The 21,971-nt window shown below is 36.7% G+C and carries 15 protein-coding genes and 1 tRNA gene; 9 read left to right on the forward strand and 7 right to left on the reverse strand.

Going from position 1 to position 21,971, the window contains the following annotated elements:
• Positions 1 to 51: 51 nt before the first annotated feature.
• Positions 52 to 2,670 (reverse strand): ATP-dependent chaperone ClpB, encoded by a 2,619-nt coding sequence (clpB, locus tag AC22ZQ_RS01540; RefSeq protein WP_318956813.1) that lies wholly within the window; start codon positions 2,668 to 2,670, stop codon positions 52 to 54.
• A 166-nt stretch (positions 2,671 to 2,836) separates the two neighbouring features.
• Here clpB and AC22ZQ_RS01545 point away from each other — a divergent pair, with 166 nt between their 5' ends.
• The gene (locus AC22ZQ_RS01545; protein WP_318956814.1) at positions 2,837 to 3,301 is read left to right on the forward strand and encodes a type I restriction enzyme HsdR N-terminal domain-containing protein; all 465 of its coding nucleotides are present in this window, start codon (positions 2,837 to 2,839) and stop codon (positions 3,299 to 3,301) included.
• Between the two features lie 18 nt (positions 3,302 to 3,319).
• Here AC22ZQ_RS01545 and AC22ZQ_RS01550 read toward each other — a convergent pair whose 3' ends face one another.
• A complete protein-coding gene (locus tag AC22ZQ_RS01550; RefSeq protein WP_318956815.1) occupies positions 3,320 to 5,590 on the reverse strand; it encodes an efflux RND transporter permease subunit in 2,271 nt (756 codons plus the stop codon).
• 129 nt (positions 5,591 to 5,719) lie between these two features.
• Between AC22ZQ_RS01550 and AC22ZQ_RS01555 the strand changes: the two genes are divergently transcribed.
• Positions 5,720 to 6,766: a T9SS type A sorting domain-containing protein gene (locus AC22ZQ_RS01555; RefSeq protein ID WP_318956816.1), complete on the forward strand. Its 1,047-nt coding sequence runs from the start codon at positions 5,720 to 5,722 to the stop codon at positions 6,764 to 6,766.
• A gap of 62 nt (positions 6,767 to 6,828) precedes the next feature.
• Complete coding sequence (locus AC22ZQ_RS01560; RefSeq protein WP_318956817.1) at positions 6,829 to 7,302, forward strand: YbhB/YbcL family Raf kinase inhibitor-like protein; 474 nt, start codon at positions 6,829 to 6,831, stop codon at positions 7,300 to 7,302.
• Between the two features lie 258 nt (positions 7,303 to 7,560).
• Here the strand turns inward: AC22ZQ_RS01560 and AC22ZQ_RS01565 are convergent, their stop codons facing one another.
• From AC22ZQ_RS01565 to rpe, 4 genes are all read right to left on the reverse strand, one after another.
• On the reverse strand, positions 7,561 to 10,167 hold the full coding sequence (locus AC22ZQ_RS01565) for a S8 family serine peptidase (RefSeq protein WP_318956818.1): 2,607 nt from the start codon (positions 10,165 to 10,167) through the stop codon (positions 7,561 to 7,563).
• 239 nt (positions 10,168 to 10,406) lie between these two features.
• Positions 10,407 to 10,799 carry a thiol-disulfide oxidoreductase DCC family protein gene (locus AC22ZQ_RS01570; protein ID WP_413468662.1) on the reverse strand — a complete coding sequence of 131 codons (393 nt, stop codon included), beginning with the start codon at positions 10,797 to 10,799 and terminating at the stop codon, positions 10,407 to 10,409.
• 36 nt (positions 10,800 to 10,835) lie between these two features.
• The gene (locus tag AC22ZQ_RS01575; protein WP_318956819.1) at positions 10,836 to 11,279 is read right to left on the reverse strand and encodes a hypothetical protein; all 444 of its coding nucleotides are present in this window, start codon (positions 11,277 to 11,279) and stop codon (positions 10,836 to 10,838) included.
• A 10-nt stretch (positions 11,280 to 11,289) separates the two neighbouring features.
• Positions 11,290 to 11,940, reverse strand: a complete 651-nt coding sequence (gene rpe / locus AC22ZQ_RS01580; RefSeq protein ID WP_318956820.1) for a ribulose-phosphate 3-epimerase — start codon at positions 11,938 to 11,940, stop codon at positions 11,290 to 11,292.
• Between the two features lie 415 nt (positions 11,941 to 12,355).
• Between rpe and ffh the strand changes: the two genes are divergently transcribed.
• The 5 genes from ffh (at position 12,356) to AC22ZQ_RS01605 (ending at position 17,911) form a co-directional block, all read left to right on the forward strand.
• Positions 12,356 to 13,705 carry a signal recognition particle protein gene (gene ffh, locus AC22ZQ_RS01585; RefSeq protein ID WP_318956821.1) on the forward strand — a complete coding sequence of 450 codons (1,350 nt, stop codon included), beginning with the start codon at positions 12,356 to 12,358 and terminating at the stop codon, positions 13,703 to 13,705.
• A gap of 97 nt (positions 13,706 to 13,802) precedes the next feature.
• Positions 13,803 to 14,489, forward strand: a complete 687-nt coding sequence (gene radC / locus AC22ZQ_RS01590; protein ID WP_318956822.1) for a RadC family protein — start codon at positions 13,803 to 13,805, stop codon at positions 14,487 to 14,489.
• Between the two features lie 50 nt (positions 14,490 to 14,539).
• Positions 14,540 to 15,685, forward strand: a complete 1,146-nt coding sequence (gene wecB, locus AC22ZQ_RS01595; protein WP_318956823.1) for a non-hydrolyzing UDP-N-acetylglucosamine 2-epimerase — start codon at positions 14,540 to 14,542, stop codon at positions 15,683 to 15,685.
• Positions 15,682 to 16,977, forward strand: a complete 1,296-nt coding sequence (locus tag AC22ZQ_RS01600; protein ID WP_318956824.1) for a polysaccharide deacetylase family protein — start codon at positions 15,682 to 15,684, stop codon at positions 16,975 to 16,977. The genes wecB and AC22ZQ_RS01600 overlap by 4 nt, the downstream gene beginning before the upstream one ends.
• On the forward strand, positions 16,970 to 17,911 hold the full coding sequence (locus tag AC22ZQ_RS01605; protein ID WP_318956825.1) for a GSCFA domain-containing protein: 942 nt from the start codon (positions 16,970 to 16,972) through the stop codon (positions 17,909 to 17,911). The genes AC22ZQ_RS01600 and AC22ZQ_RS01605 overlap by 8 nt, the downstream gene beginning before the upstream one ends.
• Before the next feature lie 65 nt (positions 17,912 to 17,976).
• Here the strand turns inward: AC22ZQ_RS01605 and AC22ZQ_RS01610 are convergent, their stop codons facing one another.
• Entirely contained in the window at positions 17,977 to 21,603 is a 3,627-nt protein-coding gene (locus AC22ZQ_RS01610) for a TraB/GumN family protein (protein WP_318956826.1), read from the reverse strand.
• 247 nt (positions 21,604 to 21,850) lie between these two features.
• On the opposite strand from AC22ZQ_RS01610, the gene AC22ZQ_RS01615 reads away from it, so the two are divergent.
• Positions 21,851 to 21,925: transfer RNA gene (locus AC22ZQ_RS01615), tRNA-Pro, on the forward strand.
• The last annotated feature ends 46 nt before the right edge of the window (positions 21,926 to 21,971 follow it).

Genomic DNA, 21,971 nt, shown 5'->3' on the forward strand with positions numbered 1-21,971 from the left:
GGGAGGTGTAGGACCTCCCTTTTTTTTGCTCTATACTATTTGAAATTCAACTTAAAGTTTTATTTCTTCTTCTTCGTTGATGGGTTTTCTAAAGATGATTTGACCATCGATTAAATCCATAACAACATTTTGACTCGTATCAATTCGTCCTGCTAATATCTCTTTTGATAAAGCATTCAAGACTTTTTTCTGAATTACTCGCTTAATAGGTCTTGCTCCAAAGTGTGGATCGAAACCTGTATCGGCGATATAGTCAATAGCATCTTGTTTGAAAACAAGGTTGATATCGTTTTTCTGTAATCGCTCTTTTAATTGCATCAACTGTATATCAACGATACTAATTACATCAGCTTTAGATAAAGGAGTAAAGAGAATGGTTTCGTCAATTCTATTTAAAAACTCTGGACGAACACTGTGTTTTAAAAGGTTGAACACTTCGCGTTCTACTTGTTCCTTTGTTTCCTCTTCTGTACCTGGAACCATAGCATCAAACTTCTCTTGTATTATGTTAGACCCCATATTGGTTGTCATGATAATAATTGTATTCTTGAAGTTTACCAACCTACCTTTATTATCTGTTAATCGACCATCATCTAGTACTTGTAATAAGATGTTGAATACATCAGGGTGAGCTTTTTCTATCTCATCCAGCAATACGATAGAGTAGGGTTTTCTTCTTACGGCTTCAGTAAGTTGTCCACCTTCATCGTATCCAACGTAACCCGGAGGCGCTCCAACCAATCTACTCACACTGTGCTTTTCTTGGTATTCACTCATGTCAATACGCGTCATTGCTAACTCGTCGTTGAACATGAATTCGGCTAACGCTTTGGCTAACTCTGTTTTACCTACACCGGTTGTACCCATGAACAAGAAAGATCCAATTGGTTTGCGTTCGTCTTGTACACCCGCTCTACTGCGTCTTACAGCATCACTAACGGCTTCAACGGCTTCTGCCTGACCAACGACTCTTTTTCTTAATTCATCTTCTAATCTCAATAATTTTGAACGTTCAGACTCTAACATTTTTGAAACAGGAATTCCCGTCCATTTTGAAATAACATCGGCAATTTCAGAAACGTCAACTTCTTCTTTAATCATTTTAGAATCAGCTTGTAGTTCAGCCAATTTCTTTTTATTGTTCGCTAAGCTTTCTTCGGCTTCTTTAATACGACCGTATCTAATCTCGGCTACTTTTCCGTAATCACCACTACGCTCAGCTTGTTCTGCTTCTAGCTTAAATTTCTCAATGTCTTCTTTGGCTTGTTGGATATTGTCGATAATGTCTTTTTCCGACTTCCATTTCGCCATGAAATTATCTTTCTGCTCAGTAAGGTTGGCTAATTCGGCAGAGATAGATGCTAGTTTCTTTTCATCCTTCTCGCGCTTAATAGCCTCTCTTTCAATTTCAAGCTGCATAATACGTCTTTCAATCTCATCTAACTCTTCTGGTTTAGAATTGATTTCCATACGCAGTTTAGAAGCAGCCTCATCTATAAGGTCAATCGCTTTATCTGGTAAATGTCTATCAGATATATAGCGTTGAGAAAGTTCTACTGCAGAAATAATTGCAGCATCTTTAATCATAACCTTGTGGTGGTTTTCATATTTCTCCTTAATACCTCTTAAGATTGAAATAGCATCTTCTGTAGAAGGTTCATCTACCATTACAGTTTGGAAACGTCTTACTAACGCCTTGTCTTTTTCAAAGTATTTTTGGTATTCATTCAGTGTGGTAGCACCAACGGCTCTTAACTCACCTCTAGCTAAGGCAGGTTTTAGTATGTTGGCAGCATCCATGGCTCCTTCGCCACCTCCGGCACCTACCAAGGTATGTATCTCATCGATGAATAATATGATTTCTCCAGCGGATTTTGTTACCTCTTTGATTACTGATTTTAATCGTTCCTCAAATTCACCTTTGTATTTAGCTCCGGCAACCAAGGCACCCATATCTAAAGCATAAACTACCTTTGATTTTAAGTTTTCCGGAACGTCCCCAGAGATTATCCTGTGGGCAATACCTTCGGCAATGGCAGTTTTACCAACACCCGGCTCACCAATAAGAATAGGATTGTTTTTGGTTCTTCTGGTAAGAATTTGCAACACCCTTCTAATCTCATCATCTCTACCAATTACAGGGTCTAATTTCCCTTCTTTGGCCATTGCGTTAAGGTTGTTGGCAAATTTATCTAAGGACTTGTAAGTTCCTTCTTGACCTTGTGATTTCACACTGTCTCCATTTCTAAGATTCATGATTGCAGCTTTGAGTTCTTTTTTGGTAATTTTTTGATCCTTCATCAAGTTGGCCACTTGATCAGATCCTTCTAAAAGTCCCATGAACAAAATTTCTAAACTGAGAAATTCGTCTTTGAATTCATTCATGAGTTTAAATCCCGCAGTAACGGCTTTGTTGGCATTTTGACTTAAATACACTTGTCCGCCCGATACCTTAGGATAGGATTGAACAATTTGTTGATTCAATTGCTCAAATACTTTTGCATTTATATTGAGTTGCTGTAGAAGGAAAGGAAGAACATTTTCATCCACCTTAAACATGGAACTCAAAATATGCCCAGTTTCAATAGCTTGGTGTCCCAACTCTGTTGCCATTTGCTGAGCCCCACCTATAACTTCTTGGGTTTTTGTAGTTAATTTATTTATATCCATTGTGATGTTCTTTTTTCTCTCTTCTCGTCAAATTTGAATCCAAGTGATTACGAAGTGTGTTTTTCGGTAAATATGGCAGGGAAGTGTTGTAGAGGCTGACGTTTAGTCAGTTTATTTAAGTTAGATAAGACGATTTTACATACTTTTCAAATGATATATTTGCAATATGCGTCCAGAAGAAATTATGCGTCCTTTGAACTTGCCAAAAGTTCCTTTAAAACTTACTCGCAAAGAGGGAGTAGTTTACGTATGGGATGCTTTTCGAAAAAAGCAGTTGGTGCTCACACCAGAAGAGTGGGTAAGACAACATATTTTGCTGGCCATGGTGAACCACGCTGAATACCCCTTGCATTTAATAAGTGCAGAACACGCTTTAAATATAAATGGGTTAACACGCAGGTGTGACGGAGTTGTATTTAAAAATGGAAAACCAGCAATGATTGTGGAGTGTAAAGCTCCCCATATTGCCTTAGATGAAAAGGTGATGCACCAAGTTGCGCAATACAACTTTAAATTACAGGTAGATTACTTATTACTCACCAATGGTTTGCAAACTATAGTCTGTAAAATAAATTCCAAAGGGCAAAAGTTAGATTATATTCAAAACATTCCAAAGTTTTCAGAATTATAGAAGTACGAGTTCTTTACTTTATTTTTTGTAGAAATAGAGGAGGAGCAAAGGGAGTATAAAGAGATCAGCAACCACTGCAGAAACTAAGGTTATACTGATCATCAATCCCATGTAAACTGTTCCCAAGAAATCTGAGAATATCAGTAATAGAAAACCCGAACAAAGGATGATAGAGGTTAAAATGATAGCTCTTCCTGTACTTAAATAACTTCTTTTAAGTGCATACAAAACACTTCTTCCTTTGTTGAGTTCGAGTTTAAACTTACTCAAGAAATGAATAGTATCATCCACCGCAATACCAAAGGATATTGTATACACAATTGCCGTGGTTATTTTCAACTCAATTCCGAAATAACCCATTACTGCAGCAATAAGTACAAGGGGTAATATGTTGGGGATAATTGAAATGACGACCATCTTCAGATCCTTGAACAAAAAGCCCATAATTAGGGCTACAACAAGTGTTGCTAAGAGCAATCCTTTAACTAATGAGCCTGACAAGTAAGACATGTTTTTATCCAAAATATGGGCAGTACTGGCCAACTTGTATTCAAATTTAGAATCTGGAAATTCTTCATCTATAAATTCGAAAAATGCTTTGTTTCTACGCGTGGTTTCAATGTTTCCGAGGTCTGCTAAAGTACCCGAAATTCTAGTCATTTTTGAGGTACTGTCTATTAAGCGAGACAAGAGATGTGTTTTACTCTCGCTAACTTTTAATTGACGCCTGTAGCTATTAATGGTCTTTTGACGATTGGGAACTTTATAATAAGATGTATCACCGGCATGAGAAGATCTGTTGGCAATAGAAAGAACAAAGGGAAGGGATAATCTAATATTCACCCCATATTCTTGTTTTAAGTATTTATCTACCGCCGTGATTTCTTGCAATGCATCCTTTTCAAAAAAGTTGAAATTTGAGTGGGGAGCTTCTATGGCTAATTCAAAGGGACGAACACCTCCGAAAGTAGTATCGAGATAATTGAAGTTTTGCTTCATTACAGAGGAAGCTTTTAAATCATCCATCAAATAATTGTCTTGTTTTAAAAGAGAAGCTCCATAACCACAAATCAGTAAAAATAGAAGGGACGTAAGCGCTATCCATTTTCTGTTTTTAAGCGTGAATGCGAAAGATTTATGTAAAAGAGAATACCAATTTTTCCCACCAGCTTTTCTGTTTACTATGGGTGGTGTTTTTGTGTAGTAAAACAATATAGGTAGCAGTGAAAAAGTTAAAACAAAGGCTACAAAAACACCAATTCCTGTGGCCATTCCAAATTTTTGAACTGGTTTTACTTCTACCAAAAATAAACTGAAAAAACCTACTGCCGTGGTAAGAGAAGTGAGGAAAGTGGCTAATCCAACCTCGTTAAAGGTCGTTCGAATTGCTTTGTTTTTAGACATTCCCTGTCTGAGCAGTTCTATGTATTTGGATACAAAGTGAATAACATCAGACATGCCTACAACGAACATAATAGAAGGTAAAACGGTGAGTAGGATGTTAATGGGTTCATTGAGCAAAGACATAATTCCCAATATCCATATAAGGGAAAGTACGATGACCAGTAAGGGAAGGAGTAGGCCCCATAGAGAACGGAAAGCTAACCAAAGAACTATAATGATAAGCAAGACACTTAAAGCTAAGAAGAAACGGAGCTCAACCGTCATTGTATCTATGTAAAACTTTTGACCGATGACGCGGCCAGACATCCTAACTTTATCAAAAGTAAAGTTTTGTGCAATGCTGTCAATTTCACCATTAATTCTATCACTTTTGGCTTTACTCAGGTAATTTTGGTGCTGAACAAGAATAGCTACGGCTTTTCCATCCTTACTCACTAAACTATTGATTAACTCCTCATTTTCATAAATGTTTATAGAATCCTTTGGTAATAATGAATCTTTCCATCCGATGTAAGGACGTTGACTCGTTTTACCGTTTTTATAGATAAAAAATTCCTTTTCGTTACTAATCGCGCGGGTTGATTCTACAAGATCAAGCCTTTGAATACTCTTTCTAAAAGCTTCTAGTTTTTCTAGAAAGTTTAAATTGAAAATTCCGGCTTGGTTTTCTACAGAAATTAGAATGAAATCGTTGTCGGTAGAAAAGTTCTGACGATAATTATAGAAGTAGTCGGCCTCGCTATCATTTGCGGGAAAAAACTCTTCGAAGTTATAATTGAATTGGAGTTTTGTTGCTTGGTACGTGAATAAAACCGTTAGCAAAGCGATACAACCGCAAATAACAAAAGACAACTTTTTAAAGGAACTCGAGCCAACCTTTTTCATTTAATATTCGTTTGTGAAAACAACAAAGCTAAGGTTAAAATGTTTCAATTATAGTCTTAGTTATAGTAAATAAGATTTAACGAAGAAATAATTATATTTGTTCAAAAGAATAAAACAACCTTGATATAGATGAAAAAAATTACTCTAATTGCATCATTATTACTAACAACTGGTTTTGTAGGTGCTCAAATTAATCAATCAGATGAGCCTGCTGTAGGGGCATCGATGAATTTATATATTATTGATTCTGTTGCACCAGAATATGAAAATGTTACGGGAACAGGAGTAACATGGGATTACAGTACATACGGAGGTTATGGTGGAACGAATGTGAAAACACTGGAGAATTTAGACCCAGCTACAACAGCGCATGCTTCAACATATCCATCCTCTACTTCTGCACTTAGCTTGCAAGATGGACTTACACGTTTTACGAATTCAACTACTGCAGGAGCGAGTTCTCAAGGATTTGTTTTTAATGAGGTAACTTTTGGTGAAATGCGTTTAGTATTAAATGTAGATGAAGCTGAAATTGCAACTTACCCGATGAATGTTTCAGATCAAGTTGTTGATGCTTATGCAGGAACGTTGTACTACAGTTTTAATGGTATTCCTACAAGTTCTGCTACAACAGGAACTGTTACTACAACCTTTGACGGTGAAGGAACCTTAAAATTAGCCGACGGTAATGATTTTACGAATGTGAAGAGAGTTACTACGGTAGATACATCAGTTGCTACTATTGCTGCAATTGGTTCTACTTTAGAGTTAATTAGAAGACAGTATGATTACTACGATTATTCAACAAGTAATTTACCCGTTTTCAGTATCGTATACTTTAGAATTAAAATGCAAGGAGCTACGAATCCTTTATCTGAATCTAAAGTAGTTTTATCATCTATTTTGCCAACAGGTTTTGTAGGTGTTGAAAATACGGATTGTAAGACTTGTGAAACAAAGGTTTATCCTAACCCTGCAAACAACAACTTAAATGTAAGTGTTGAGGAAGACGCTAGAGTAAGTGTTTACTCTATGACGGGTCAAATGATTACTTCAAAAGATGTAAAGAAAGGAGCAACAACAAAGTTTGATGTTTCTGAATACAACCAAGGAGTTTATTTAGTGAAAATTGAAGGAACTAACCTACGTAAAGTAGAACGTGTGGTTATTCAGTAAGAAAAATATACTTAAAGATAAAGGGATGAAGTTTTTTCATCCCTTTTTTTATTTTTGATATTATGAAGAATTTTAGTGTTACGAGTACAAGTTTAACCAGTCAGATGAACAATAGACAAGTGTTCAATGATTTTGGTTTGTCGGGTGATAACTTATCACCTCAACTTTCAATTTCTGGAGTACCAGAGGGTACAGGAAGTTTTGTAATTATTTGTCATGATGCGGATGCACCAACTCCTTCAGGCTGGTGGCATTGGTGTGCATTTAATATTCCAAGTAATTGTGTAGAGATTGAGGAGGGGGGAACAAACCTCCCAGAGAGCCTAGTTGAGACAAAAAATGATTTTGGATCATATGGTTATGGCGGTGCTTGTCCACCTCAAGGGCATGGAGATCATGCCTATAATTTTACCGTTTATGCAATAAAAGAAAGAGAACTGAATTTAGATAAAGAAACGACGCCAGCAATGGTTATGTTTATGATAAAGGACAGCATCTTGGCTAAGGCTAGCCTGGTGAGTTATTTTGGAAGATAATTTTTCTAATGCGTGCAATAAGTAATAGTTGGAAACGTTTTTAAAGAAAGAACCAAAAACACATCGCGTATGTTAAACAGATACAATTCCACTATTGCTCCAAGGTCTAAGGAGTTGAAACAAGGACCAAGTAAAGAATGTCTAGAGTTTATTCTGAACTATAGCAAAAGCACAGAGCTTAAGAAAAGTAAAAAAGAAGGATTAGTTTTATTTTTAAACTAATAAAAAAGGAGGCTAAATTTAGCCTCCTTTTTTTGTTTATTGTTTTACTAATCGTTTTGTAATTTTTTGATTGTTGACCAAGAGTTCAACTAAATAAATTCCTTTCTGATAACTACTGATATCAATGGTGCTACCTTGCTCATAATTATCAATCGTCTGTATTAGTTTACCTTCTACACTGTAAATGTTTACTTTGGTTTGTAAAGGTGCTCCATAAAGTGTAATTGATTCAGAACTTGGATTTGGAGCCAGGGTTATTTGTGGTTCTAATTCTTCATTGTCTACACCAACATTACTTTTAATGTTAATACAGTAGTCTTCTACTTCACCCCAAAAGTTTTGCCCGTAACAAGGAGTTGCTGTAGCTGAACTTCCAAAAATCATAAATCTTACTCGGGTTCTCCCTAAAACAGCATCTGTAGGTATCGTTACATTTTGGGTAACCTGCAAATTACTTGAGAAATCTAGCACTAATTCTGAATCTTCGAATGTACCATTTTGGTTCCAATCTATCCAAGCTAATAAATCATCAGTGAATGCTCCTCCAGCGTATCCGGGTTTGATAGAAAACGGATAAGTGTTCCCTGGGTGAAGTGTTACTCCAGTGTTTTCAGTTGGTCTATATCCGTCGTTATCTCCTGAGGTTAAACTGTAGGTATTGATTACAACTTTATCTATCCACTCGTATTGCGTGTTTCCATTATCCACAGCACAATAAATCATGTCTGTACAAGCTCCACAACCTGAAGTTTCAAATTGTTCGATGGCAGAATTTGCAGAATTACTATCTGCACATGTGGTACTCATTTGAACATCGTAAACTGTACAGCTATCAAGTCCTGTCAATGAGTAGGGGGAGCTGACATTGTTTACTGTTGTCCAAGCTCCTGTACCTTCCATCGCATATTCTAATGTATAGTCAGTTCCAACGGTAACGGATGGCCAAGTAATACTGACATTATTATCTCCTAGAACATCTATCATAGCTTCTGGAGCATCACAACATCCATCGGTTGTAAAGTAAAGCGTATCCGAGTAGTTACTCAAATTTCCAGAACAATTTCCTGCAAATCTTACCAAGTAGCTGGTACAGTAGTTTAAATTGTTAAGGGTGACATTGCTTCCCGTAAAAGCAACAGAATCCCAAGTAGATGTTCCTTGTTCTTGGATGTATATAAAATTGTCCGGACTAAAACTTCCTACGTTAAATTCAGCATTACCACCAACATTACTAACAAGAGAAGAGTTATATGGAGCAATACAACCACTACCACAATTTGCCATAATTTGAAGGATCATGCTGTTTACATTCATTCGCCCTCCCGTAACACAATCGTTGGCGAGAGAAGCAACAGGGTCTACCGAATTTAATAAGTTTAAGCGAACATAATCTGCCCCGGATTGTGGGTTGTTAGCGTAGATTGCCGCAAAAGAGGGGCAAGGAGCAGAATAGGCGAGGGCTATTGCACCGGCCACACAAGGAGAAGCAAAACTTGTTCCGGATGTAGTGGTGTAACTATTTGTTCCAGAAGGTAATAATACATTTTCTCCCGGCGCTGCTAAATCTATGGTAGTAGCTCCATATCCAGAGAAGGTTCTCTGATCATTGTGATTTGTAGCTGTTACAGAAATCATGTAATTAGATCCGCAGGCAGTAGGCATGTCTCCACCTGTATCTACATTGAAATTTTGATTTGTAGTTGCACCACAGTTTAATATTCCATGTATCCCCAATGTGTCATAATAAGCACACCACAAAGGGTAATTGGCTGGATCTGCACCATCAATTCCCCAAGAAGCGTTGGTTGAAACCACAAAAGCACCCGTAGCACCTGCTGTTTGGTTGTATAATTTTCTTTGAGTTAAGGGATAGTCATAGGCAGAAATAACACTTGATTCTGACATATTGAATCCTGAGATTAACATCATCTGTACTGTATGATTTACCCCTGTAGAACCAATTCCATTGTCTGCTGAAGCACCGATCATTCCCATTACTGCTGTACCATGGTTACCTGAAGAATGAGTGTCTGAATTCAAATTTACATTCCATCCATTGATATCATCGATATACCCGTTTCCGTCATCATCAATATTGTTGTTTGGAATTTCGTGAGGGTTATGGTAGATGTTATTTACTAAATCAGGATGATTCATATTCGCACCTCCTCCTTCTAAAACACATACCACGATGGTATCTCCAGAAGCCGTTAAACCTCCAGTAGTGATATCCCAAGCGTCTGGAGTATCTATATCATTGTCTACAGTACCACCAGTTTGTCCTGTATTTTTGTGGTGCCATGTACTGGCAAAAGATGGATCTGTTGGAATAGTTTCTCTTTCCTTAATGAAGTGATTGTTTTGTAGGTTGATAACACCTTTACACGCTCTTACTTTAGCCATTGCCTGCGCATTAGAAATTGTTGCATCCGGCCAAACTAGTAAGTAAATACTCATGTTTTTGGACAGCAAACTCATGTCGGTTTGGGTGAGGCCTTGTTGACTTAATTCGTTTTGAAAGCTGTTAAGGTTGGTGTTTGGTTGGAGTTGAACGAGTAGTTGTTGTTGCTCGAAAGGCTTTTCTTGAGCCTGAGCTAAAAACAAAAGCGAACAACTCACAATAAGGGATATTACAAATTTCATAGGGTTTACATTTTGCAGTATAAATTTAAGGATAAAAAAGTGGGGAATAAATATTAATGTTTACTTTTGTTTAGATTTAATCTAAATAAAATGAAGTTAGAACATCAAGAGCGCACATCCTTACTACCAAATCAAGTATTTACTGTGGAAGCGACTGATTTTTCTATTTGCTGTGGTAAGAAAAAATGTTGTAAGAAGTATAAAAAGAAGGGTAAGCCGTGTAAGAGCTGTCCAAAGTTTTAAAACTCAAACATTTTTCTTTCGTCTAAATTTGGCAGGTAACATTTCTGTTTGCTCAGCTTTAGTCTGTGCTTAGCAATCCAATTATAGACGAAATCGCGTATTGGTTTAGGTACGAACAAAGCGATTGCACATAGATTTACAGGAAACTTTAGATGCATAGCTAATCGTAAAACTGCGCTCGATTTACTGTATAGTTTATCTTCAGTTAAGGTATAAATCGTTGATAAATCTGAAAGATCGATATTGTAAATCTCTAGATCGCTTTTCGCTTTTGATGATTGAAGCGGAATAAACTTATAATTGTTATGTTTTCTGTTTTTAAGAATAAAAGCAACGGAAGCATTGCAAAAACCACAATCTCCATCATAATATATTCGCGTATTTTCCACTTGATAAAGGTACTTAAAAAGCCTTTAAACTAAGTGCTAAAGTCCCTTTTTGTAGAGCAAGTAACTATGCGTTTTTACAGGAAGCTCTAGGTTTTTAAAATGTAAAGCAAGTTTTGCTCGATGATGGGAGCTGTGTTGTAGCAAATCAAAAATTAAATCTTCGATAGCATAGTTTTGAAAATTACCTAAAGTATCTTCTATGGTGTAATGACTTTGTTCATTATCTAATATAGATTGCGTTCTTATGTAATTATCGTGATGAAGCGCTTCAAAATCATAAATGGCAAAACGATCCCATAATTCTGATTCATGTTCTTCGGCCAGTAAGGATTGGTTAAGTTGGTGGTGATAGTTGATGATATGCGACATTTCTTTTTTGATCGCGCCATTGATAAAATCATCGTGTAAACAAATATGGCGTGACCAATCAAGGTTACACGCCATATCGTATGCTAATTTATCTTTTAAAAAGGACTTCAAATCGCTAAGATTAAAGTGCTTTTAATTTGTTGATTGTTGCATTTGGATCTTCAGAGTTGAAAACAAAGCTACCCGCTACCAATACATCGGCACCTGCTTTGATTAATGCTCCGGCATTGTCTGCATTTACACCACCATCTACCTCGATAACAGCGTGAGAACCTCTTTTGTGAATCAGGTTAGACAATTGCTCTACCTTCCAAATGGCATTTTCAATGAATTTCTGTCCACCAAACCCAGGGTTTACAGACATGATTAACGCCAAATCGATTTCTTCGATTACATTTTCCAATACTTCAATTGGTGTGTGTGGGTTCAAGGCAACACCGGCTTTCATACCTGCTGCTTTGATGGCCTGTATTGTTCTGTGAAGGTGCGTACAAGCTTCGTAATGTACCGTTAAAATTTCAGCCCCTGCCTCTTTAAATTCTTGGATATACTGATCCGGATTATCTATCATTAAGTGTACGTCCAATGGTTTTTTAGCGTGTTTGTGAATCGCTTTCATCACTGGGAAACCAAAAGAAATGTTGGGTACAAAAGAACCATCCATAATGTCAATGTGGAAATAATCAGCGTTTCCATCATTAATCATTTCAACATCTCTTTGAATGTTTGCGAAATCACATGATAATACTGAAGGAGCAATTTTATGAGCCATATCTGTTTTTAATTTGATACAAAGATAGGCTTTATTTGATTTTTTTAGGGATGCAAACTTTACTTTTCGAGATGAATTTAAGCTTGTAAGTTCAAACAGGGGGAGAAACGGTAGCTGGCTTAGCGGAAATTTAGTAGCACTTATGAAAAACAACGACCAACGGAAGTTGCTTTTACATTTAGTGATACTTAATAGGCCGTGAAGACACTTTAGTGGATGACCCGGTGCCAGGTTTTTAATTCTCTTATTAAAAGTGTGGCAGTTTGCCTTAAAAGTAAAGTGTTTAACTCTTTGTTTATTAGTGTGCTACGTTTTGTAATTGAGATGACTAGAGAAGGAGGTAACTCTAGGGCTTATTTTCATGGAAAACTAACCTTAAAATATTATCTTTGCTCCCCGATAAAAGAGAAAAATTATGTTTGATAATCTTACCGAGAAGTTTGAAAGAGCGTTTAAAGTATTAAAAGGACAAGGACAAATTACCGAAATTAACGTTGCGGAGACCTTAAAAGAGGTGCGTAGAGCGTTATTAGATGCCGATGTTAACTTTAAAACTGCTAAGGAATTTACAAATACTGTAAAGGAAAAAGCTTTAGGTAGAGATGTATTAACGGCGGTTTCTCCAGGACAATTAATGACGAAAATTCTTCACGAAGAATTAGTTAATTTAATGGGTGGAGAAGAAGTAGAATTAAAATACCAAGGTAATCCAGGTATTATTTTGATGTCGGGTCTACAAGGATCTGGTAAAACTACTTTCTCTGGTAAATTAGCCAACTTTTTAAAGAGTAAAAAAGGTAAGAATCCTTTATTGGTTGCCTGTGATGTTTACCGTCCGGCAGCGATTGACCAGTTGCACGTTTTAGGTGAGCAATTGGGTGTTGAAGTTTACTCGAACAAAGAAGAAAAGAATCCTGTAAAAATTGCTGAAGCAGCGATTCAGCATGCAAAAAGTAAAGGATTTAATGTAGTTATCGTCGATACAGCGGGTCGTTTAGCGATAGACGAGCAGATGATGAATGAGATCTCTGATGTTAAGGAAGCGATTAAGCCTACAGAGACTTTATTTGTTGTGGATTCGATGACAGGGCAAGATGCTGTGAATACGGCAAAAGCCTTTAACGAAAGAATAGATTTTGACGGAGTTGTTTTAACGAAGTTAGATGGTGATACGCGAGGTGGAGCTGCCTTAACCATTAAAACTGTTGTAGATAAGCCAATTAAGTTTGTAGGTACGGGAGAGAAAATGGAAGCATTGGATGTTTTCTACCCGAAACGTATGGCAGATCGTATCCTTGGAATGGGAGACGTTGTTTCTTTGGTTGAAAGAGCACAGGAGCAGTTTGACGAAGAGGAAGCTAGAAAACTTCAGAAGAAAATTCAAAAGAACCAGTTCGACTTTAACGATTTCTTAGGTCAGTTACAACAGATCAAAAAGATGGGTAACGTTAAAGACTTGATGGGGATGATTCCTGGAATGGGGAAAGCTTTGAAGGGGGTTGAAATAGAGGATGATGCCTTTAAACACATAGAAGCAATTATCTTGTCTATGAGTCCTGAAGAAAGAGAAAACCCAGCTGTGATTAACGGATCTAGAAAGAAACGTATTGCCAAAGGATCAGGTACAAATATCCAGGAAGTGAACAAATTATTGAAGCAGTTCCAGGATACGCGTAAGATGATGAAGATGATGAGTAACAAGAAGAACATGATGAGCATGATGAAGCAAATGAAAGGTATGCGTGGAGGTATGCCGGGAATGTAATTCTTGTTTTTAATAGTATTGAAAAGTCCTGTACACAAGTGCAGGACTTTTTTTTGTTTGGTGATTTTTGTAACTTCTAAGCACTAAAATCAACCTTATGAAAAACCTAACAATTAAACATTGGGCGGAAGACGATAGACCGCGAGAGAAAATGATGCTGAAAGGCAGAGGTGTTTTGAGTAATGCAGAGCTCATCGCTATTTTAATCGGTTCCGGTTCTCGTCAGAAAAGCGCCGTAGAATTAGCTCAAGAAATACTTAACTCCTCACAAAACTGTTTACATCAGCTTTCTAAATTAACGATAGAAGAACTCCTACGTTTTAAAGGAATTGGAAGGGCAAAAGCCATCAATATTTTAGCCGCTTTAGAATTGGGAAGAAGGCGAAAGAGTGAGGAAATAGTAGAGCTGGTACAGGTGAATAATAGTAGAAAAGCTTACGAACAAGTGGCCCCGTATTTAATAGATTTAGAGCATGAAGAGTTTTATGTTATAGCCTTGAACCGATCCAACAAAGTAATCAAATTACAATGTGTATCGAAGGGTGGTAGAAGTGGAACGGTAGCTGACGGTAAAGTGATCTTTAAGTTCTTGGTGGACCACAATGCTACAGGGGCTATTTTTGCACATAATCACCCTTCCGGAAATTTGAAGCCAAGTCACGAAGATATACGTATGACCAAACGTTTGGTAGAGTTTGGTAGACTGATTGATTTAGAAATACTAGATCATTTAATTATTGCCAACAATAGTTATACTTCAATGATGGATGATGGCTTCATATAATTGACATCAGATGGCCTAATTAACTGAGATTTCCTTATTTTTGGTCGCGTATGAAAAAGAAAGTAGTTACCATAATCGGAGCACGTCCGCAGATTATTAAATCTTCGGCTATTAATAGAGCAATTCGAGAAAAGTTTGCTGATCAATTGGAAGAAATCATTGTACATACAGGTCAACATTACGACGAAAATATGTCCAATGTATTCTTTGGAGAGATGAATATTGCGGCTCCAAACTACAACCTAGCTATAGGTTCTGGTTCTCATGGTGTACAAACTGCAGATATGTTAAAGGGGATAGAAGAAATACTTATCAAAGAGAATCCTGATGCTCTTTTAGTATACGGAGATACCAATTCAACTTTAGCAGGGGCAACCGCTGCAAGTAAAATGGGGATTCCCGTAATACACGTAGAAGCTGGGTTACGTTCGTACAATAAGGCTATGCCCGAAGAAATTAACCGTGTAGTTTGTGACCACCTTTCTACCTTATTGTTTTCACCAACAGATAGTGGAGTAGAAAATTTGGTAAAGGAAGGTTTTGATGCTGAAGCAAAAATGCCATTTACCGCAGATAACCCAAAGGTGTTTAAATGCGGTGACGTGATGTACGACAACAGTATGTATTTCGCTGAATTGGCAAAGGAAAAAGCTACAGTGTTGAAGGAGCACAACTTAGTACCCGGTACATTTGTGCTGTGTACGATACACAGACCCTCTAACACAGACAGTCCCGAAAGACTTACCGCAATCTTTGAAGCTTTATTAGAGGTTGCTCACCATGGAAAAGAGGTGGTTTTACCCTTGCATCCAAGAACACGTAAAATGTTGGCAACAAGTCTTAGACCAGATGTCTTGGAAGAGGTGGAAAATACAGATACCTTAAAGATTATTGATCCAGTATCTTTCTTTAATATTACTGCTTTAGAGCAAAACTGTTTGTTTGTGATTACAGATAGTGGAGGCTTACAGAAGGAAGCTTTCTTCTTTAATAAACCCTGTGTAGTTTTGAGAAAAGAAACAGAGTGGGTAGAGATAGTGGAAAATGGAAATGCTGTTTTGGCCGATGCAGATCCTAAAAAAATAAAAGAAGCAGCCTTTCGTTTTATGGAAGGTGTTGATATGGAATTTCCTTCTTTTTATGGAGATGGTCATGCAGCAGAATTTATTTGTAAAGAAATAATAGCGTTGAATTGATAACCATATATTCGGATAGTATAACTGAGCGCTTGTTGTTCGTATTAGCCTTTATTTTTGAAGATAGAGGAGTGGACTATGAAGTAATCAATGATTTTAAGAAATATCAGGCTATGGAAGGTCCAAAAGTCTGTTACTCTGATTATCCGGATGCAGAAGGTTTTCAAATCTATCCTTCTAAACTACTACTAGAGGAAAGTATAGATGAACAAATAGAACAGAAAATAGATTATGTTGAATGGCAAGGTATTCAGGTCTTTTCTTTTGAAGGAGTTCCTGATCTTCTGGCCTCTATCTTTTATTTTATTTCAGATTACACCAATCAAATTAACAAGGAAAGAGATGAGCATAACAGAGCTTTAGGTTCGCTTTCTTTGGCTGCGCAATACCAATTGAACGACAAGTTAATCGCCGAACGTTGGAGCGAAGCGTTTCTGGATCTACTCCTAAAAAATGGTTTTGAATTTACGGTTCAAAAACTCTCTTTTAAATGGATTCCCAGTTTTGATATAGACAATACTTTTGCTTACAAGCTAAAGGATGGATTGCGTTCTTACTTGAGTAGAATTAAAGACCTTGTAAAACAGGATAGAAGGCGTAAAATTGAACGTGAATACGTTTTGAGTGGGGATAAGAAAGATCCCTACGATACTTTTGATTATATCGTTGGACTTAAGGAATACGGTGTAAACCCTATTGTTTTTTATCTTTTGGGTGACTATGGTAAGTACGATAGAAATATTGCATGGAATGATATTCGCCACCAACGCCATATCCGAAATTTGAGTAGGGAAGTGGAGGTGTATTTACATCCGAGCTATAAGAGTAATTATGAGTTTTCTCAGTTGATGGAAGAAAAGCGTAGACTCGAAACAATAATTCTCAAAGAGGTAGAAAGATCGCGTCAACATTTTTTAAAATTGGTTGTTCCCTACACCTATAATCAAATGATGAAAGCGGGTTTTAAACACGATTATTCAACGGGTTATGCAGATCTCTATGGTTTTCGACTGGGCACAGCGCGTCCTGTTCATTTCTTTGATCTAAAAAAGAATTATCAAAGCGAATTAGTTTTGCATAGCATTGCATATATGGATGGAACCCTGAATCAATATTTAGGGTTTACAATTCCTGAAGCCAAATTAGTGGTGCAACAATTATTCGAAGAGTGTAAGCGTTATGGAGGCGAATTTATTTCGCTCTGGCACAACGAAACCTTGGGTGATTACGGAATTTGGAAAGGATGGAGAGAGGTTCACGATTTAATGATAGAATTAAATAAAGATGCATAAGACGCTATTAAAAGTTATCAGCTCAGATATATCCTTGGATTACACTTCAAAATGTGTTTTTGTTGGGAGTTGTTTTTCTGAAAATATATCACAGCGCATGAAACAAGCAGGTTTAATGGCAGAAAGCAATCCGCTGGGCGTGTTGTTTAATCCTATTTCTGTAGCCAATGCATTGAACAATCATGACGTGATTCTTACTCAAAATGCCTTCTTAAAAAAGGACAATATTTTTCTCAATTGGCATGCAAATTCAAAGGTTTATGGCGTTGATGATTTGGAAGTGTTTCAAGAAGAATTAAAATTGAATTTACAGGAATTCAAAGAAAAATTGAGTTCTGCAGATGTGCTTTTTGTAACCTTAGGAAGTGCTTTTGTATATAGATTTTTGGAGGATGATATACGCGTGGCTAACTGTCATAAAGTTCCACAAAAGAAATTCAATAAAGAGTTCTTGAGTGTGTCTGAGATGCTTGTTGTTTGGAAGGAAGTTCTCAATCATTTACATACCATGAACCCTAAATTGAAAGTCGTTTTTACAGTGAGTCCTGTAAGGCATGTGAAAGATGGCTTGGTGGAAAATAACAGGAGTAAAGCTCGTCTTTTTGAATTGATCAGTAGGTTAGAGCAGGAGGGAGCTTATTATTTTCCTGCTTATGAATTAGTAATGGACGAGTGCAGAGATTATGCTTATTTCGAAGCGGATGGAGTGCATCCTAATGCTTTTGCCATAGATAGAGTTTGGGAATATTTCTGTGCCACTTATTTTAGCACAGAAACGCAGGGTATTATGAAACAGTATTTAGGGTTTCAAAGCTTTTTCAGGCATAAATCATTACATCCCGAGAGCGTTAGTAGTCTTAAAGCTATGCAACAACAAAAAGAAAAATATGCGGACTTCTTGGAAAAGCATCCGTTTATCAATACAAAAGAATAACAGTAATTATAATTCATAAAAAAAGCCCCGATAAACATCGGGGCTTTTTGTTGTGTTGTTGTTTGTTAGTAATATCCGTAGTATCTAGAATTTTCGTCTAACTCACTTGATGCTCTCGGGTGATCTTTCAATTCGAAAGCTTCTATTAACTTTTGCATCTGCTTATCTAATTCCACTGTTTCGAGTAGTTTTCTCGATTCTGTATACACTGGGAAAGCCTTCACGCCATTCGTGTTTTTAATCTCAGGTGTATCCTTGTCTTTTTTCTTCTCGAAATTAGCAATGGTATAAGATTTAATGTACCATTCATCTTTGTTCCAACCTGTTTTTTCTGATGTTTTGAAAAAGTAAGTTGTGTAAGATTTACCTTCAAATTCAAAATCTCTTTGTTCTAAGAAGGTAATGGTATCATTTTCTGGTTTGTATCCTCCATTTTTAAAGGCAAATGACTCAAGAATAGACTTTTGGTTTTTGTATTCTTCAGGGAACAAATCTAAACGATTAACCTCCATTAAAGCTTGGTACAGGTTGTAACGCTTATTGATGTCTTTTGCGTATTCTTCCAAAAGTTCAGTATCTACTTCGTCGTTATATTTTGCCTGTAGTGCAATGTAAGTTGTAATTACCTTATGGTCATCTAAACTTAAAAGTCGCTCAAAGAAAACTTTCATGTTTTTCTCATTTCTGAAAGGGAAGAGTAATACAATGTATTGTTCTAATTCAGAAAGTTCTCTCTTCGTGTTGTAGTTAGAACTGTAACCACCGTATCCACCATAGTATGAATTACTGTTGTTGTTGTTCTTTTTTGCCAACTGTCTTTTCAGCTCTATTCGTGCGTCATTTAACATTTGATTTCTGTACTTCTTAACGCTTTTCGTTTTCATAATTCCCTCTGTTCTAAGGTCAGTAAGTAAGCCGAAAATTGGTTTTCTGTACTCATCAATAGATTGGTAATCCATTAAACTTGGGAATAATTCTGCAGCTAACTCTAAAGTATCGTAGTAAGAAGAGAATACATAATTGATTCCTGAAGAATATGCAGATAAAGGTATGTCGTTACTCAAGAGCTCCATCATTTGTTCGGTCGCATCCTTCGTACGTTGTCTAGCAAAGAATCTCAAAATATCCGTTTGAATTTCTGAGTTTTCGTATGATTTATCGTATAAATCAACCAAGTAAGGGATTACAGTTTCATCCTCTTCCCAGAAAGATCCGATTCTGTAAATGAACTTTTCTTTCAAGAATTTTTTGTCATCCGGGAAATCAAAATGATCTACAAAAGCCTTCAAAGAATCAATATCCTCTTTCGTAAAGATTAAACTTCCGTATGACTCTAAGACAATAGAATCATTGGCACGTAAAGCAGCAAAGAATTCATCTGTTTTATCTTCAAAAATATCTCTACCAATTAAGGTGTCGGCAGGTTTGAAATTATCGAAGAATTCATCAATAAATTTGTTGCTTGCCATTGAGGTGTCTATAGTAGCTTCAAGTCTGTATTTAACACCGTGCTTGATAACATTTTTTACCTTAATGGCTTTACTACATGCCGTATCAGAGATCACCATCACGTGGTAAGGATTTCCATGTTCTATACCTCTTTCTTTAAAGCTTAAAATGTAATCATCTTCATAATATCTTTCATAATAATTCCAAATACTATCAGCGTTGTAGTACATTTCGTAGTCATGGTAACGCACCATGTTTACGCTTATCTTATCACCGTTTTCTGTGATGTACTTATTTGATTTGTAAAATTCTTCGTAAGGTTCTTTTTTATCGTCATCATCATCGTCGGCAAAACGGTTAAGGTTGGTGTTCCATTTTTTAGACATATCCAAGAAAGAAACCGTAGAGAAGTGAACAAAAGTGTCAACCATAGGTTTGTAAACACCTTCGTATTGCACAGGAGATAAGTTAAAGCTGTTGAAGTACGTTTCTGCGGTTGCATCATCCTTGGTTTTGATACCGATAAGGTAGAAATACATTCCTTGTTTAAGGGTCATTAAATGTAACTTTACATCTGATGCACTATCTATTTGAGCACTAGAGCGCAAAGTTCTACTATATCTTAATGTTCCAAAATCGCTATACGTAGCATCACCATAAACTTCTAAGTCTTCGTAAAAACGCTTTTGAATTTGTTTTAACTCAAAAGTGTCTACCTCAAACAAACGCGTATCGTTTAATTGTACTCGTTTCATAAAGTAGTAATCGTCTGTTGCAGAATTGTAAGCCTCAAGCTCTCTGTTTCCTGCATTTTTCATGTTAACGAAGCTGTAGTTATTGGGAACTTGGAAAGAGAAATCTTTGTACACACTGTTCAAAGTCACCATGTCATTATTACTCACATCTTTAAACTTAAGACTGGCAAATAACTGGTCACCATATTGCTGTGCAAAAGTCTTTTTTCCAGACAATTTGAAAATGATAACCTCCATAGGAGTTACGTAAATCTGGTAATGCTGATAATCACCATTTTTAAGTTTGTTTTTCACTTCAATCCCAGACCAAGGACCATTTGTGATGTCCTTTTTCTCTTCAATATCACCAGGGATATTTTCAAACAATAGATCACGAATCACTTCTAAATCTATGTTCTGATCATTTTTCAGGAATTGTTTAGTACTAATTCTAGTAATGGTAACAAATGCTCCATTCGTTAAATCTGTAGAAATGTAATTTGTAATGTTTTCCTGACTACCTAAGTTGAATAATTTGTCTGGAAGGTTAATTGTAAAGTATTCGTCATCTACCGTTTGAGGCGTGTACGTTTGCTCAATAAACAGTTCTTCTAATTTTTCCTGTTCATTTTCCGCTACTTCAGTTCGGTCAGAGGTGTAAGCTTTTACAGTATACCCTAAACCTCTCAATAGTTTAATCACACCTTCTTCTCCCGGTAAGTGAGCGGCACCAATTGCAGAAAATACAGAACCCGTCTTCATTATGCTATCCATAACCTCAACCATGTTGTGGTTTCTTTTGTAAAGCATATAGTCCATGTAGTGATCCGTGTGTAAACCTCTGTCTAAAGAATCTAACAGACTAATATTACGAGTACGGTAAGCCTCTTGCATGATGCTGTAGTAGTTATCATCTACTAAAAGTTTTTGCAACCAAACCTCGGGCTTGTCTTTTCTTGAATTCTCAGCGGCAATATCTACCAACATTTGAGATTCATCCAAGTCTTCTAAGGCAACGATGGTCTTATTTTGTTTTTTACCAGCTTGGTAAATGAACATGTCCAAATACGTATCCTCTTGGAAGTCTTGTCTTTGGCTACTCGAACGGTAAAGAATACCATTCAATAAGTTATTGTCGAAAGACATTAAATTACCTACCAGTTCCTTCTTTGGGTTATCCACTGAGAATCCGTCTTTATAGAATCCAGATTGACGATATCCCCATGGGCTATAGTAATTGGAATAATATCCATCTTCGTTGTAATGTTCTAACCAAGTGGAGGGGTCGGTTTCTAGTGCTACCATATCAGCACCGTTTAATGCCTCAAAAAAGACATCATCTAAACGGAAGGCGATTTTTGCACTCACGTGCATGGTACCGTAGAGGTAGGAGTTTTTTTCTAAACCATTTCCAGAAATTTCCCAAAGCAAACTTTTTTCTTCAGGAAGTTCTTGGGCATTTAGCCCCAAGGAAAGCATAGAAACAAAAGCAATAAGTTTTAATTTCATTTGAGCAGTTATTTAAAGAATTTGATCGATTATTTGAGCGATTTCTCTAACTCTATAATACTTGTTTCTCTAAATGTAACAAAGGAATTTAAATCTTAACAGTTTTTACCGGTGTAAACAGGACAATTGTGGAATAAAGGGAAGTATTCTTGAAAACTTTATCAGTTTTTAACAGATTTTTGTTGAGTTTAATCCATCTTCCAACTTGTGAAAAGTGAAAAGGAAGTTATATTTGCAAGCTGTATTTCGGGATGTAGCTTAGTCCGGTTAAAGTGCGCGTCTGGGGGGCGCGAGATCGGAGGTTCGAATCCTCTCATCCCGACAACTGATTTATTACGAATGTTAATGTCCGCAAGTACGGACATTTT

Source organism: Lishizhenia sp., assembly GCF_057456495.1.

Excerpts from the sequence above, each read along its gene's own strand:
- clpB (WP_318956813.1), bottom strand. The coding sequence starts at position 2,670 with ATGGATATAAATAAATTAACTACAAAAACCCAAGAAGTTATAGGTGGG.
- AC22ZQ_RS01545 (WP_318956814.1), top strand. The coding sequence starts at position 2,837 with ATGCGTCCAGAAGAAATTATGCGTCCTTTGAACTTGCCAAAAGTTCCT.
- AC22ZQ_RS01550 (WP_318956815.1), bottom strand. The coding sequence starts at position 5,590 with ATGAAAAAGGTTGGCTCGAGTTCCTTTAAAAAGTTGTCTTTTGTTATT.
- AC22ZQ_RS01555 (WP_318956816.1), top strand. The coding sequence starts at position 5,720 with ATGAAAAAAATTACTCTAATTGCATCATTATTACTAACAACTGGTTTT.
- AC22ZQ_RS01560 (WP_318956817.1), top strand. The coding sequence starts at position 6,829 with ATGAAGAATTTTAGTGTTACGAGTACAAGTTTAACCAGTCAGATGAAC.
- AC22ZQ_RS01565 (WP_318956818.1), bottom strand. The coding sequence starts at position 10,167 with ATGAAATTTGTAATATCCCTTATTGTGAGTTGTTCGCTTTTGTTTTTA.
- rpe (WP_318956820.1), bottom strand. The coding sequence starts at position 11,940 with ATGGCTCATAAAATTGCTCCTTCAGTATTATCATGTGATTTCGCAAAC.
- ffh (WP_318956821.1), top strand. The coding sequence starts at position 12,356 with ATGTTTGATAATCTTACCGAGAAGTTTGAAAGAGCGTTTAAAGTATTA.
- radC (WP_318956822.1), top strand. The coding sequence starts at position 13,803 with ATGAAAAACCTAACAATTAAACATTGGGCGGAAGACGATAGACCGCGA.
- wecB (WP_318956823.1), top strand. The coding sequence starts at position 14,540 with ATGAAAAAGAAAGTAGTTACCATAATCGGAGCACGTCCGCAGATTATT.
- AC22ZQ_RS01605 (WP_318956825.1), top strand. The coding sequence starts at position 16,970 with ATGCATAAGACGCTATTAAAAGTTATCAGCTCAGATATATCCTTGGAT.
- AC22ZQ_RS01610 (WP_318956826.1), bottom strand. The coding sequence starts at position 21,603 with ATGAAATTAAAACTTATTGCTTTTGTTTCTATGCTTTCCTTGGGGCTA.